Source organism: Bradyrhizobium sp. 62 (genome assembly GCF_023073035.1).
Lineage (GTDB): Bacteria > Pseudomonadota > Alphaproteobacteria > Rhizobiales > Xanthobacteraceae > Bradyrhizobium.
Window position 1 is genome coordinate 343,460 of the sequence record NZ_JADPIT010000023.1, and the last position, 12,908, is coordinate 356,367.

15 protein-coding genes and 1 pseudogene are annotated in these 12,908 nt (G+C 63.6%); 5 read left to right on the forward strand and 11 right to left on the reverse strand.

From position 1 onward, the window contains the following. Window positions 1–5: 5 nt before the first annotated feature. Entirely contained in the window at window positions 6–650 is a 645-nt protein-coding gene (locus tag IVB47_RS25235; RefSeq protein WP_007605477.1) for a YqgE/AlgH family protein, read from the reverse strand. Between the two features lie 142 nt (window positions 651–792). Between IVB47_RS25235 and IVB47_RS25240 the strand changes: the two genes are divergently transcribed. The 5 genes from IVB47_RS25240 (at window position 793) to IVB47_RS25260 (ending at window position 4,879) form a co-directional block, all read left to right on the forward strand. Further along, entirely contained in the window at window positions 793–1,632 is an 840-nt protein-coding gene (locus IVB47_RS25240; RefSeq protein WP_247465262.1) for a protein-disulfide reductase DsbD domain-containing protein, read from the forward strand. Window positions 1,633–1,863: 231 nt separating this feature from the next. Then, window positions 1,864–3,231 (forward strand): flippase, encoded by a 1,368-nt coding sequence (locus tag IVB47_RS25245; RefSeq protein WP_247465265.1) that lies wholly within the window; start codon window positions 1,864–1,866, stop codon window positions 3,229–3,231. Between the two features lie 122 nt (window positions 3,232–3,353). Then, window positions 3,354–3,521 carry a hypothetical protein gene (locus tag IVB47_RS25250; protein ID WP_247465268.1) on the forward strand — a complete coding sequence of 56 codons (168 nt, stop codon included), beginning with the start codon at window positions 3,354–3,356 and terminating at the stop codon, window positions 3,519–3,521. Beyond that, window positions 3,518–3,832, forward strand: coding sequence for a type II toxin-antitoxin system RelE/ParE family toxin (locus IVB47_RS25255; RefSeq protein WP_247406308.1), 315 nt, complete (start codon window positions 3,518–3,520; stop codon window positions 3,830–3,832). The genes IVB47_RS25250 and IVB47_RS25255 overlap by 4 nt, the downstream gene beginning before the upstream one ends. Window positions 3,833–4,054: 222 nt before the next feature. Further along, a complete protein-coding gene (locus IVB47_RS25260) occupies window positions 4,055–4,879 on the forward strand; it encodes a sulfite exporter TauE/SafE family protein (protein WP_247283758.1) in 825 nt (274 codons plus the stop codon). Between the two features lie 46 nt (window positions 4,880–4,925). Here the strand turns inward: IVB47_RS25260 and IVB47_RS25265 are convergent, their stop codons facing one another. The 10 genes and pseudogenes from IVB47_RS25265 to IVB47_RS25310 form a co-directional block, all read right to left on the reverse strand. Next, window positions 4,926–5,714 carry a 3-hydroxybutyrate dehydrogenase gene (locus tag IVB47_RS25265; RefSeq protein WP_247359524.1) on the reverse strand — a complete coding sequence of 263 codons (789 nt, stop codon included), beginning with the start codon at window positions 5,712–5,714 and terminating at the stop codon, window positions 4,926–4,928. Window position 5,715: 1 nt separating this feature from the next. Further along, complete coding sequence (locus IVB47_RS25270; protein WP_247465271.1) at window positions 5,716–6,891, reverse strand: patatin-like phospholipase family protein; 1,176 nt, start codon at window positions 6,889–6,891, stop codon at window positions 5,716–5,718. 78 nt (window positions 6,892–6,969) lie between these two features. After that, window positions 6,970–7,473: a CAP domain-containing protein gene (locus IVB47_RS25275; RefSeq protein ID WP_247465273.1), complete on the reverse strand. Its 504-nt coding sequence runs from the start codon at window positions 7,471–7,473 to the stop codon at window positions 6,970–6,972. 91 nt (window positions 7,474–7,564) lie between these two features. Next, complete coding sequence (locus tag IVB47_RS25280; protein ID WP_027570238.1) at window positions 7,565–8,602, reverse strand: sulfate ABC transporter ATP-binding protein; 1,038 nt, start codon at window positions 8,600–8,602, stop codon at window positions 7,565–7,567. After that, window positions 8,592–9,503 (reverse strand): sulfate ABC transporter permease subunit CysW, encoded by a 912-nt coding sequence (gene cysW / locus IVB47_RS25285; protein WP_247465275.1) that lies wholly within the window; start codon window positions 9,501–9,503, stop codon window positions 8,592–8,594. Before cysW ends, IVB47_RS25280 begins: the two co-directional genes overlap by 11 nt. A gap of 9 nt (window positions 9,504–9,512) precedes the next feature. Next, window positions 9,513–10,349 (reverse strand): sulfate ABC transporter permease subunit CysT, encoded by an 837-nt coding sequence (gene cysT, locus IVB47_RS25290; RefSeq protein WP_346658431.1) that lies wholly within the window; start codon window positions 10,347–10,349, stop codon window positions 9,513–9,515. A gap of 36 nt (window positions 10,350–10,385) precedes the next feature. Further along, window positions 10,386–11,387, reverse strand: coding sequence for a sulfate ABC transporter substrate-binding protein (locus IVB47_RS25295; protein ID WP_247465277.1), 1,002 nt, complete (start codon window positions 11,385–11,387; stop codon window positions 10,386–10,388). Between the two features lie 120 nt (window positions 11,388–11,507). Next, window positions 11,508–12,239, reverse strand: coding sequence for a phosphoadenylyl-sulfate reductase (locus IVB47_RS25300; RefSeq protein ID WP_247283730.1), 732 nt, complete (start codon window positions 12,237–12,239; stop codon window positions 11,508–11,510). Then, on the reverse strand, window positions 12,236–12,751 hold the full coding sequence (locus IVB47_RS25305) for a DUF934 domain-containing protein (RefSeq protein WP_247283721.1): 516 nt from the start codon (window positions 12,749–12,751) through the stop codon (window positions 12,236–12,238). Before IVB47_RS25305 ends, IVB47_RS25300 begins: the two co-directional genes overlap by 4 nt. Then, a pseudogene (locus IVB47_RS25310) lies at window positions 12,738–12,908 on the reverse strand (nitrite/sulfite reductase); the annotation flags it as partial. The gene IVB47_RS25305 and the pseudogene IVB47_RS25310, both read right to left, overlap by 14 nt.

The window sequence follows — 12,908 nt, forward strand, 5'->3', positions numbered from 1 at the left end:
AGGCGCTAGGCGTGCCCGGCCTCGTTCGAGAGCATGCCGGGATCGATGCCGATCTTGCGCAGTGCGCGCCCGTATTTTTCGTCGACGTCATCGCCGAAGATCAAATCCGAATCCGCGTCGCAATGCAGCCAGCCGTTGCTCTGGATTTCGGTCTCGAGCTGGCCGGGCGCCCAGCCGGCATAACCGAGCGCGAGGATGGCGTGCTTGGGGCCGGAGCCGTTAGCGATGGCGCGCAGGATGTCGACGGTCGCGGTGAGGCAGACGCCGTCGTCGATCCGGAGCGTCGCGTTCTCGATGTAGAAATCGCTGGAGTGCAGCACGAAGCCGCGGCCGGTATCGACCGGACCGCCGCGCAGCACCTTCATGCTTTCGGCGTTCTCAGGCAGCTTGATGTGCTCGCCCTTGTTGATGATGCCGAGCTGCTGCAACAGCTCGGGGAAGTCGATGCTGCCGGCCGGGTGGTTGACGATGATGCCCATCGCGCCTTCGGCGGAGTGGGCGCAGAGATAGATCACCGAGCGCTCGAAGCGCTCGTCGCCCATCACGGGCATGGCGATCAACAGCTGGCCGTCGAGGTAGCCCGCCGAGCTCGGGAGCGCGGGGGCTGACTTGCGGGTGCTTTCGCCCGTCCTCTTGCCTGTGGGAGCCATCGGTGAAGCACTCCGGTTTCAATTCCTATCCTGATGTCGGGCCGGGCCGCTGTCAAATCAAGGCTTGCAGGGCCTTGATTCAAGTGCATCCATCACAAGCAATTCAATGGTTTGCCGCGGGGTGACCCTGTAAAGACGTACCATGCTGACAAGAGTTCCCCGGCGTGCGGCGATTGGCGTCGCGACAACCCTGCTCGCGTCGTCGCTGGCGCTTGCGGCCCATGCCGACGATTCATCGCCGTGGCAGCGCGATGGACATTCCGCGGTGCGGTTGCTCGCGGGATCGCGCAGCGGCGCCGTCCTGCTCGGCGGTATCGCCTTCCAGATCCAGCCCGGCTGGAAAACCTATTGGCGCATGCCGGGCGATTCCGGCGTTCCGCCGCGCTTCGATTTCTCGAAATCCGACAATGTCGAGGCGGTGACGGTGATGTGGCCGGCCCCGCAGAAATTCGACGACGGCGCGGGCGGCCATTCGATCGGCTATCACGATCAGATCGTGCTGCCCCTGCGCATCATCGCCAAGGCGGCCGACAAGCCGGTGACGTTGCGCGCCGAGATCAATTATGCGGTGTGCGAAAAGCTTTGCATCCCGGTCGAGGCTCGCGCCGAGCTTGGCTTCAACAGCGTCGCCTCGACCGAGGACGCCAATTTGCGTGCAGCGCTCGACACCGTGCCCAAGCCTGCCACGATCGGCGATCCCAACCCGCTCACCATCCGGGACGTCAAGCGCGACGGGCCCAAGAATGTGGTGGTGGACGTCGTGGTGCCGGATGCGCGCACCGTCAATCTCTATGTGGAAGGTCCGACGCCCGATTGGGCGTTGCCGATCCCGGCGCCGGTCGAGCCCAGCCCACCGGGCGTGAAGCGATTTTCTTTCGAACTCGACGGACTGCCGCCGGGCGCCAAGCCCGACGGCGCAGCGCTGAAGTTCACGCTGGTCGGACCGGAGAAGTCGTACGAGTTCAATACCAACTTGGAGTGAGTGATCGTCCCGGCGCAGGCCGGGACCCATTACCCCAGGGATTAGTTTGGCGAAGACTCCTTCTTTGGAACTGCTACCCAATTCCTCCTGACAGATCACGCGGTATGGGTCCTGGCATTCGCCAGGACGACATCCTTGATCCAACCGAATCTTAACGAATGGTTGCTAATCCCCAAGGCTCCTGCGGCAAGTCTGCCGCAGCACTCGTGCGCGCCTCGGGGACCCTTCGATTTGGCCGTGATGGATGCAGAACCCGCAACGACCGGACCTGCCGGCCTCATCGCGCGGCTGCGCGAAAAATTAACGGGCGGGTCGAGCGAAGCATCGCTGACGCGGCGGCTGGCCGGCACCATCTTCGTCATCCGCGTGATCAGCGCCGGCCTTGCCTATTTCTCTCAGGTTCTGCTCGCGCGCTGGATGGGGACGTCGGACTACGGCGTCTATGTCTATGTCTGGACCTGGGTGCTGCTGCTCGGCAGCATGATGGACTTTGGCATCTCGGCCTCCGCGCAAAAAATCATTCCGGAATACCGCGCCCGTGGCGAGCATGCGCTGCTGCGCGGCTTTCTCTCGGGCAGCCGCTGGCTCACCTTTGCGGTGTCCGCACTGGTGTCGCTCGGCCTCGCCGGCATGGTCAAATTGCTGTCGCCCTGGATCGAGCCGGCCGAGGTGCTGCCGCTCTATATCGGCTGCATGACGCTGCCCGCTTTCGTCGTCGCCAACACCCAGGACGGCATCGCGCGCTCGCATGACTGGATGCAGCTCGGCCTGATGCCGCAATTCATCATCCGCCAGGCGCTGATCATCGGCATCACGGCTTGCGCCTTCCTGCTCGGCTATCATCTCGGCGCGGTCGCCGCGATGGTCGCGAGCGCGGGCGCGGTGTGGATCGCGATGACCGGGCAGATGATGGTGCTGAACCGCAAGCTCGCTGGTCACATCGAACCAGGCCCCAAGGCCTATGACATCGGCGGCTGGCTCGCCGTCTCGCTGCCGATCCTGCTGGTCGAAAGCTTCTACCTGCTCCTGTCCTATACCGACGTGCTGGTGCTTCAGCAGTTCCGTTCCTCCGATGAGGTTGGTGTCTATTTCGCCGTGGTGAAGACGCTGGCGCTGGTCTCCTTCATCCACTACGCGATGTCGGCGACGACCGCGCATCGCTTTGCCGAATACAACGCGGCCGGCGACAAGGCGCGGCTCTCGGCTTACGTGGCGCATGCCATCAACTGGACGTTCTGGCCGTCGCTGGCAGCGACGATCGTGCTGCTCGCGCTCGGCAAGCCGCTGCTCTGGCTGTTCGGAGCGCAATTCGTGGTCGGTTACGATATCATGTTCGTCGCCGCGATCGGGCTCGTAGTGCGCTCCGCGATCGGCCCGGTCGAACGCCTGCTCAACATGCTCGGGCAGCAGAAGATCTGCGCGCTGGCCTATGCGCTGGCCTTTGTGATGAACCTGGTACTCTGCATCGCGCTGGTGCCGCGCTACGGCGGCCACGGTGCCGCGGCCGCGACCTCGATCTCGCTCTGCTTCGAGACGGTCCTGCTGTTCTGGATCGTGCGACAACGTCTCGGCCTGCACGTGCTGGCGTTCGGGCGCTAGCCGTCAGCTCAAGGCGATTGGAAAGCCATCCGCCGCCTGATATAGTCGGATCCATGGCTGTAAGCGATCTACGAGACCTTCTGGAACGTGCCCAGACTTGGCCTGAAGAGGCCCAGAACGAGTTGGTCGCCATTGCCAGCGAAATCGAGAGTGAGCTGCTCGGCGGCGAGTATCTTGCGACGCAAGAGGAATTGCGGAGCATCGACGCGGCCTTGGCGTCCATTGATCGCGGCGAGGTCGCTACGGATGCCGAGGTTGCGGAGGCCTTCGCGAAATTTGCGCGCGGATGAAGGTCGTCTGGACGCGAGAGGCGCTTGCTGATCTCGCGGACATCGCGACCTATTATGCCAGCAACGCCAGCCCTGTGGTCGCCGAAGCTGTCGGCCGGAGATTTGTTGACGTCGTGGAGCGCGTCCTTCGCGCGCCTTTCTCGGCGCCACGCGTTGCGCACCGTTCCGAGGTTCGTGTCGCAGCGGTCGTCCGCTACCCATTCCGGATATTTTACCGTGTCCGTGGCGACGTAATCCATATCGTCCACATCCGCCACACGTCCCGGCGACCGGTCGCGGGGCTGAATGAGCCCGGTAGGCAATATGCCTAGAGCGTTATCGGTTCTGATTGATCAGAACCGAAGCTCTGGATTCTCGTTTGACGTCTAACCGAATGTCCGTTTTGCAAGAGAGCGATGAATTGGAGAAAACACCTCCACTTCGGCCCCCTGCAGGAGGATTTTTCTTATTCGCTCCAATCGGTTGCGCTGCAGGGAAAGTTTATTCTACGTCATATTGCCCAACTGACGAGATAAACCTAAGATTCCCTGGACATGATCGATCCACTCTACGTCGCCTCCGGGTTCGGCGTCGGCCTGCTGGTCGGGATGACCGGCGTCGGCGGCGGTTCGTTGATGACGCCGCTGCTGATCCTGCTGTTCGGGATTCATCCATCGACTGCGGTCGGCACCGACCTGCTCTATGCCGCCGCCACCAAGACCGGCGGTAGCTTGGTGCATGGCTGGTCGCGCAGCGTGCACTGGCCGGCGGTGCTGCGGCTCGCCTGCGGCAGTCTTCCGGCGAGCGCGCTGACGCTGCTCGTGCTCTGGAAGCTCGATCTCAAGAGCGATTCCGAGCGCAATCTCGTCAACCTCGTGCTCTGCTTCGCGCTGCTGCTGACCGCGACCTCGCTGATCTTCCGCAGATCGATCATGGAGCGCTATCGCCGGCGCCTGGAGCAGGTCGATGACCGCACCACCGCGATCGCAACCGTCGTCACCGGAATCGTGCTCGGTGTGCTGGTCTCGATTTCATCGGTCGGCGCCGGCGCGGTCGGCGTCACCGTTCTGCTGCTGCTCTATCCGCGCCTGCCGGTGGCGACCATCGTCGGCTCCGACATCGCCCATGCCGTCCCGCTGACGCTGATCGCCGGAATGGGGCACTGGGCGCTTGGCGACGTGGATTGGGCGCTGATGGGCGTGCTGCTGTTGGGCTCGCTGCCCGGCATCGTCGTCGGCAGCTTTAGCGCGACGCGCGTGCCCGAGACGGTGCTGCGCCTGACACTTGCCAGCGTGCTGTTCGTGGTCGCCGGCAAGATCATGTTCGCGGAGTTGCACCTGTCCTCGGCATTCGAGACGGCGCTGGCCTGGACGCACTGAACGAAAATGGCGGAGCTCGGCTCCGCCATTTGCCAGCCGTCGCGCTCTACTCCGCGGTCCAGCCGCCGTCGATCGACAGGTTGGTGCCGGTGATCTGCGCGGCATCGTCGCCGCACAGGAACAGCGCGAGGGCTGCGACCTGCTCGGAGGTGACGAACTCCTTGGTCGGCTGCGCATCGAGCAGCACGTCGTTGATGACCTGGTCGCGCGTGAGATTGCGGGCCTTCATGGTGTCGGGGATCTGCTTCTCCACCAGCGGCGTCCAGACATAGCCGGGGCTGATGCAGTTGCAGGTGATCTTGCTGGTCGCGACCTCGAGCGCCACGGTCTTGGTCAGGCCGGCGATGCCGTGCTTGGCCGACACATAGGCCGACTTGAAGGGCGAGGCGACCAGCGAATGCGCGGAAGCGGTATTGATGATGCGGCCCCAGCCCTTCTTCTTCATGCCGGGGACGGCGGCGCGAATGGCATGGAACGCCGAGGACAGGTTGATCGCGATGATCTGATCCCATTTCTCCGGCGGGAATTCCTCGATGGGCGAGACGAACTGGATGCCGGCATTGTTGACGAGGATGTCGACCGAACCAAAGCTCTTCTCGCCGAGCGCGATCATCCCGGCGATCTCGGCCGGCTTGGTCATGTCGGCCGGCGAATAGACCGCCTTCACGCCGAAATCGGACTCGATCTTGGCGCGCTCCTTCTCGATGTCCTCCGGCGAGCCGAACCCGTTGATGACGACATTGGCGCCGGCGGCGGCGAAAGCGCGCGCATAGGCAAGCCCGATGCCGCTGGTCGACCCGGTCACAACAGCGTTCTTGCCTGACAAACTACCCATATTACTCGCTCCTTTTTGGCGGGGGCACAGTGACGTCCCCCGTGAGATCGTAGGTCACCATGGTCTCGCCGGATTGCGGCCGCTCGAGCCAGTCCTTGTGGCGCATCGACAGATGCACGTCACGCACGCCGGCTTCCCAATGCTCGACCATCGCGACATGCGAGAAATCGTAATCCTTGGACGAGGATTCGTAATTCTTGCTGCGGTAGATCAGGTGCACCACAGTCACGGTGCTTTCGCGCGATACCTTGGCAAGGAATTCCACGGAAGGGTCGTTCTTGAGATAATCGGGCAATTTGGAAATCAGGTCGCGCACGGCCCTGCGGGCGTTGTGCACCTGCTTGTTCTTGTCAGTGTTCATCCGCGTGCGGCTGGAGAAGCGGATGTCCTTCTCGCGCTCGGTCGCCTCGAGCAGCGAGGTCGGCAGATCGCCGCGCGCGCTGAACAGGTCGATCTGGAAGATCAGGAGATCGCGGTCGGTCTCGGCGTCCAGCACGTAGTCGAGCGGCGTATTGGAGGCGATGCCGCCGTCCCAATAATGCTCGCCCTCGATGACGATGGACGGAAACCCGGGCGGCAGCGCGCCGGAGGCCATGATGTGCTCGGGGCCGATTTTCTTGCCGAGCTTCCTGAACTCGAAATTGTCGAAATATTTGAAGTTGCCCGAGGTGACGCCGACCGCGCCGACCGACAGCCGCGTCTTCAGATCGTTGATGCGGTCGAAATCGACCAGTCGCTCCAGCGTCTTCTTCAGCGGTGCGGTGTCGTAATAGCTCTCGGCCTGCGGGCTGCCGGGCGGCCAGAGCGGCGCGGGCGGGATGCGCGGCGTGAAGAAGCCTGGCACGCCGAAGGTCGCGATCAATGCGGCGCTGGTCGAGTTGAACAGTTCGCGGCTGTGATCGCTCTTGCCGATCGGCTTCCACGGCACCGGCGCGGAGACCATCTCCCAGAATTCCTTGAGCCGCTTGACGCGCGTCTGCTCTTCGTTGCCGGCGATGATCGCGGCGTTGACCGCGCCGATCGAGATACCGGCAACCCAGTCCGGCTCGAAGCCGGCATGGCAGAGCGACTGATAGGCGCCGGCCTGATAGGAGCCGAGCGCGCCGCCGCCCTGGAGGACCAGGACACGTTGCGCGTTCGCGGGGATTGTTGCGACTTCTGGACTATGATCGGTCATGCGGGAACAGTAGCAGATGGCGAGCGACCGTGGCGACAGTCTGCCGCGGCGTCAATGCATCCCGGGATCAAGTCTGGCTTATCGGGAGTCCGTCGAGGCCAGGATCATGGTCCAGAACACCTTGTATTTGGTGCCGGGAGCATAGCCCGCCGCGATGCCTAATTTTGTGACACCGCTCTTGAGCATGTTGGCGCGGTGGGGGGGCGAGTCGCGCCAACCGGAAAACGCTTCCGCCAGCGTATGATAGCCAGCCGAGACGTTCTCGACCGCAACGGTCGCCGGATAACCGCCGGCGCTGAGGCGCTTGGCCAGCGGCGCGCGGACGTCGTGGTCCATCTTGTTGGCGGCAGCCATGGCCTGGGACTGGGATTCGGCGAGACTCATCAGGGCAGGATCGATCACGACGGTCCCGAGCCCGTTGTTCTGGCGGTATTGCGAAATCATGATTGCTGCCGCCTGCGCATCGAGCTTTGCGCCCGGGACAGCCATATCGGCATACATCGAGGGTTGCTGGACCGGTGCTTCGTTGCCGGCGCAGCCGGCGAGCAGCAAAGTGATGAGTATTGCGGCCGCGGCGCGCATGAACAGGAGCCCCCAAAATCAGGGGCCGTTGTTGCATACCAACCGTGGCTGAAAGGTGAATATTGAGGAAAAATTGACCCTTTGATCCCGCTCAGGTGCCCGCAAATATCCGGTAGCGGCGGGGCTCCAGGCCGATCGTGTCGCCGGCGCGCAGTTCCCTGTCGCGGGGAGCGTCGATCTCGATGGTCTCGCCGCCAGCGAGTGCCACCTCGGCCCGCTGTACGGGACCGAAATTCCGGACATGCCGCACGGCGCCCTCGAAGGCCCCGCTGCCGGGGGGGCCGACCAGCATGTCGTGCCGCCGCACGAACAGTCTTGACGCGCCAGGCGCAAGCCCATCTGCCGCGAGCTGAAGCGGCCGGTCGCCGAGCGTGATGAGACCGTCGGCGATCAGCACCGGAAGCTCGATGGATTCGCCGATGAAGCTGTGGACGAAGGCGGTCGCGGGGCTCTCATAGACGTCATCGGGCGAGCCGATCTGCTCGATCTTGCCCTTGTCCATCACCACCACGCGGTTGGCGACTTCGAGTGCCTCCTCCTGGTCATGGGTGACGAAGATCGAGGTGACGTTGATCTCATGGTGCAGCGAACGCAACCATTTGCGCAGCTCCTTGCGCACCTTGGCGTCGAGCGCGCCGAAGGGTTCGTCGAGCAGCAGGATGCGCGGCTCGATCGCGAGCGCGCGGGCCAGCGCGATGCGCTGGCGCTGGCCGCCGGAGAGCTGGCTTGGATAACGGTCGGCGAGCCAGTCGAGCTGCACGAGATCGAGCAGCTCCTTGACGCGCGCGCGGATGGTCGCTTCGTCCTTGCGGATCGCGCGCGGCTGCACGCGCAGCCCGAAGGCGACGTTCTCGAACACCGTCATGTGGCGGAACAGCGCGTAGTGCTGGAACACGAATCCGACGTGCCGCTCGCGCGCCCCCTGCGCCAGCGCATCCTCGCCGTTGAAAGACACCTCACCGGAATCGGGCCAGTCGAGGCCGGCGATGATGCGCAGCAGCGTTGTTTTGCCCGAGCCGGACGGACCGAGCAGCGCCAGCAGCTCGCCGTCATTGACCTTGAGGTCGACGCCGTCGAGGGCTTTGAAGCTGCCGAACTTCTTGACGAGATTCCTGACTTCAATGCTCACTAGCGTCGTGTCCTTCGTCGAGGTGATTTTCCAGAACGGTTTTCGCGATCAGCGTGATCAGCGCCAGCATCGCCAGCAGCGAGGCGATCGCGAACGCCGCGACGAACTGGTATTCGTTGTAGAGAATCTCGACCAGCAGCGGCATCGTGTTGGTCTCGCCGCGGATATGGCCGGAGACCACAGAGACCGCGCCAAACTCGCCCATCGCGCGCGCGTTGCAGAGCAGGACGCCGTAGAGCACGCCCCATTTGATGTTGGGCAGCGTGACGCGGAAGAAGGTCTGCAGGCCCGAGGCGCCGAGCGAGATCGCGGCCTCCTCCTCTTGCGTGCCCTGCTCCTGCATCAGCGGGATCAACGCACGCGCCACGAAGGGGAAGGTCACGAAGGTGGTCGCAAGCGCGATGCCGGGCACCGCGAACAGGATCTGGATATCATGATCGCGCAGCCAGCCGCCGAAATAGCCCTGCGCGCCGAACAGCAGCACGAAGACGAGGCCCGAGATGACGGGGCTGACCGAGAATGGCAAATCGATCAGCGTGATCAGGAAGGTCTTGCCCAAGAATTCGAATTTTGAAATCGCCCAGGCCGCGACCAGGCCGAAGACAAGATTGAGGCCGACGGAAATTGCCGCAACCAACAGCGTCAACTTGATTGCGGACAGCGCCTCCGGGTCGGCCAGCGCGGCGAAATAGGCGAGGACTCCCTTCGAGAAAGCCTGCGCGAACACCACGACCAGCGGCAGCACGACGAAGACAGAGAGAAAGGTCATCGCCAGCGCGATGATGACGATGCGGACCGCGCGCGGTTCGGTGCGCAGGTTGTTCCGCGCGGCCGCCGCATGCGCGCGTGCCTTGGCATCGGGAGCCGAGAGCGAAACCGAATCTGCGATCTGCATCGTCATGATCCGCCCTCAGCGTGCCGGGATCCGGCTCTGCGCCCAGCGCTGGAGCCGGTTGACGGCGAAGATGATGACGAAAGACACGATCAGCATGACCACAGCGATGGCGGTCGCGTCGGCATAGCGGAATTCGGAGAGGCGGATCACGATCAGCAGCGGCGCGATCTCGGAGACGTTGGGCAGATTGCCGGCGATGAAGATCACCGAGCCGTATTCGCCGACGGCGCGTGCGAAGGCGAGCGCCAGCCCCGTGAGCAGCGCCGGGCCGAGCGAGGGCAGGATCACGCGGATGATGGTCTGCCAGCGGCTCGCGCCAAGACTTCCGGCGGCCTCTTCGATCTCAGGATCGAGGTCCTGGAGCACCGGCTGCACCGTGCGCACCACGAAGGGGATGCCGATGAAGATCATGGCGACGAAGATGCCGACCGGCGTGAACGCCACCTTGATGCCGGCCGCCGCAAGCGGCGCGCCGAGCCAGCCCTTTTCGGCGAACAACGCGGTCAGCGCGACGCCGGCGACCGCCGTCGGCAGCGCAAAGGGCACGTCGACGATGGCGTCGAACAGCCGCCTGCCCGGGAAGCGGTAACGCACCAGCGCCCAGACGATGATGCTGCCCATCACGAGATTGACGCAGGCGGCCGCAAAGGCGAGTCCAAAGGACACGCGCAACGCATTCAGGGTGCGGCGGCTGGAGAGGATGTTCCAGAACTGCTCGGGGCTCAGCTCAAGCGATTTCAGAAACAGGCCCGCGAGCGGAATCAGGATGATGATCGACAGCCAGGACAGCGTCAGCCCCATGGTGAGACCGAAGCCCGGCAATGTCCGGCGTCGTGCTGCGATTGCGCTCACCAGGCCCCCTGTTTAAGCCCCGCCGACAGCGCCCGATCAGTTCTTGTAGATCTGATCGAAGACGCCGCCGTCGGCAAAATGTTCCTTCTGCGCCTTGGTCCAGCCGCCGAAAAGTTCGTCGATCGTGAACAGCTCGACCTTCGCGAAGGAGTTTTCGTGTTTTTTGGCGATCTCGGGATCGCGCGGACGATAGAAGTTGCGCGCCGCGATTTCCTGACCTTCCTTGGTATACCAATATTGCAGGTAGGCGTCGGCGGCGTTACGGGTGCCTTTTTTATCGGCAACCTTGTCGACGATCGTCACGGGCGGTTCCGCCAGAATCGAGAGCGGCGGCGCCACGATCTCGAATTTTTCCGGACCGAATTCCTTGAGCGCCAGGTACGCCTCGTTCTCCCAGGCGAGCAGCACGTCGCCGACGCCGCGCTCGACGAAGGTCACGGTCGCGCCGCGCGCGCCGGTGTCGAGCACCGGCACCTGCTGATAGAGCTTTCCGATGAAATCCTTGGCTTTGTCCGCCGAGCCGTATTTCTTCTGCGCAAAGCCCCAGGCCGCCAGATAATTCCAGCGCGCGCCGCCTGATGTCTTCGGGTTCGGCGTGATCACGGCGACGCCCGGCTTGAGCAGATCGTCCCAGTCCTTGATGCCCTTCGGATTGCCCTTGCGGACCAGAAACACGATGGTCGAGGTATAGGGCGACGAGTTTTGCGGCAACCGCTTCTGCCAATCAGCCGTCACGAGGCCTTTGCTGGCGATGGCGTCGATGTCGTAGGCGAGCGCAAGCGTCACCACGTCCGCCTGCAATCCGTCGATCACGGCGCGCGCCTGCGAACCGCTGCCGCCATGCGACTGCTTGATCTCGACGCTTTTGCCGGTTTCCTTCTGATAGGCTGCCGCGAACGCCTTGTTGAACTCGACATAGAGCTCACGCGTCGGATCGTACGACACATTCAGCAGATTGATGTCAGCGGCGAGAGCCGAGCTTGCCAACAAGCCTGTCACGAGCAGTCCTGCAGCGAGCGGAACGATACGGCGCATCATGTCCATCTCCATTCACATCAATGACGTCGGCGTCATCGATGGCAGGCATAACTCGGGTCGAAACGCGCCTAAGTCAACGGAACCGGATTTTCTTGTTCGTAGCAGGGCAGCTTGACCATGCTACGAAGTCTTCATCGTGTGGATGCCGCATTCCGTCTTGGCCCGGCCGCGCCAGCGACCGGCACGCTCATCCTCGCCTTCGGCCGTTCTGCTCGTGCAAGGCATACACCCAACCGACAGGAATCCGGACGCAACCAGAGGATGACGCGGCAATTTGGCACGGGCGAAGATCGCTTCAAGTTCCTCGCGCGAAACATTGGCGAAGGGATTGAACTTCAACCGTGCACCGTCGTCCTCGACCACCGGGATGCCGGCGCGCGCGCTGCCCTGGAAGCGCTTGCGGCCATTGAGCCACGCATCGAACGGCTTCAGCGCCCGCGCCAACGGCTCGACCTTGCGAATACGGCAGCAGGCGTCGGGATCGGAGAACCAGAGGTCGCGGTCGGGATCCTCGCGCGACAGCGTCTCCTCGGCGGGCTTGATCGAGCGGACGTCCTTCAGGCCCAGCGTCGCGATCAGCGTGTCGCGATAGGTCAGCGTCTCCTCGAACAGCCAGCCGGTGTCGAGGAAGATCACCGGGATCGCCGGATCGACGTCGGCCATGACCTTCAGCAGCGTCGCCGATTCCGTGCCGAAGGACGACACCAGCGCGAGCTTGTCGCGACCGACCGTCTTCAACGCAGCGGCGATGATTTCGGCGGGCGAGGCATCGCGCAAGGCGCGATCGAGCTCCTCCGCCGAGGGCAGCGCCGAGACGGAGATTGACGACACCGGAGAGGCGATTGCGTTCACGTGCCGACACCCTCGGAATGACGCAGTTGCATGCGCCGGTGCAGCGCCGTGATCCGGCCGTCACCGGTGGGTTGGTAGAATACCGAGTAGCGCTTCGCGGTCTGCATGAAGGCTTCCGCGTCGGCCTGCTTCTTGACGTCGAAGGAATCGAAGCCCGCGCGCAGCATGAACACGAACTGGTCCCGCAGGATCTGGCCCGTCGCACGCAATTCGCCACGGTAATTGTAGCGCTCGCGCAGTAGCCGCGCCTGGCTGTAGGCACGTCCGTCGCGGAAGGTCGGGAACACCAGCGCGACGACGGCGATCTTGCCGAGATAGGGCACCAGCTCGGCGATGTCGCGATTGTTCGGCCAGATCACGCCGACCTTGCCGTTCCGCTTGAGCAACGTATCCGCCTCGCCCACGAAGCGTTCGGCCGGCACCAGGATGTCGCCGCCCTCGGGCAGCGGCGTGTCGACGGCGAGCTTGACGAAGCTGTCGTCGGCGATCTTTCCGCCGTTAACGAGTGGCATAAACGCGCTCCTTGAAGGGTTCGACGCCGAGGCGCTTTACGGTGTCCATGAACAGCTCTTCGGGCCGCTCGCGCAGCGCCAGATAAGCTTCCACGATGTCCTCGACGACGTCGGCGACCTCGTCGAACTTGACGCCGGGGCCGATCAGATTGCCGAG

Excerpts from the sequence above, each read along its gene's own strand:
- IVB47_RS25255 (WP_247406308.1), top strand. The coding sequence starts at position 3,518 with ATGAAGGTCGTCTGGACGCGAGAGGCGCTTGCTGATCTCGCGGACATC.
- IVB47_RS25240 (WP_247465262.1), top strand. The coding sequence starts at position 793 with ATGCTGACAAGAGTTCCCCGGCGTGCGGCGATTGGCGTCGCGACAACC.
- IVB47_RS25275 (WP_247465273.1), bottom strand. The coding sequence starts at position 7,473 with ATGCGCGCCGCGGCCGCAATACTCATCACTTTGCTGCTCGCCGGCTGC.
- IVB47_RS25305 (WP_247283721.1), bottom strand. The coding sequence starts at position 12,751 with ATGCCACTCGTTAACGGCGGAAAGATCGCCGACGACAGCTTCGTCAAG.
- IVB47_RS25270 (WP_247465271.1), bottom strand. The coding sequence starts at position 6,891 with ATGACCGATCATAGTCCAGAAGTCGCAACAATCCCCGCGAACGCGCAA.
- cysW (WP_247465275.1), bottom strand. The coding sequence starts at position 9,503 with ATGACGATGCAGATCGCAGATTCGGTTTCGCTCTCGGCTCCCGATGCC.
- IVB47_RS25265 (WP_247359524.1), bottom strand. The coding sequence starts at position 5,714 with ATGGGTAGTTTGTCAGGCAAGAACGCTGTTGTGACCGGGTCGACCAGC.
- IVB47_RS25295 (WP_247465277.1), bottom strand. The coding sequence starts at position 11,387 with ATGATGCGCCGTATCGTTCCGCTCGCTGCAGGACTGCTCGTGACAGGC.
- IVB47_RS25260 (WP_247283758.1), top strand. The coding sequence starts at position 4,055 with ATGATCGATCCACTCTACGTCGCCTCCGGGTTCGGCGTCGGCCTGCTG.
- IVB47_RS25235 (WP_007605477.1), bottom strand. The coding sequence starts at position 650 with ATGGCTCCCACAGGCAAGAGGACGGGCGAAAGCACCCGCAAGTCAGCC.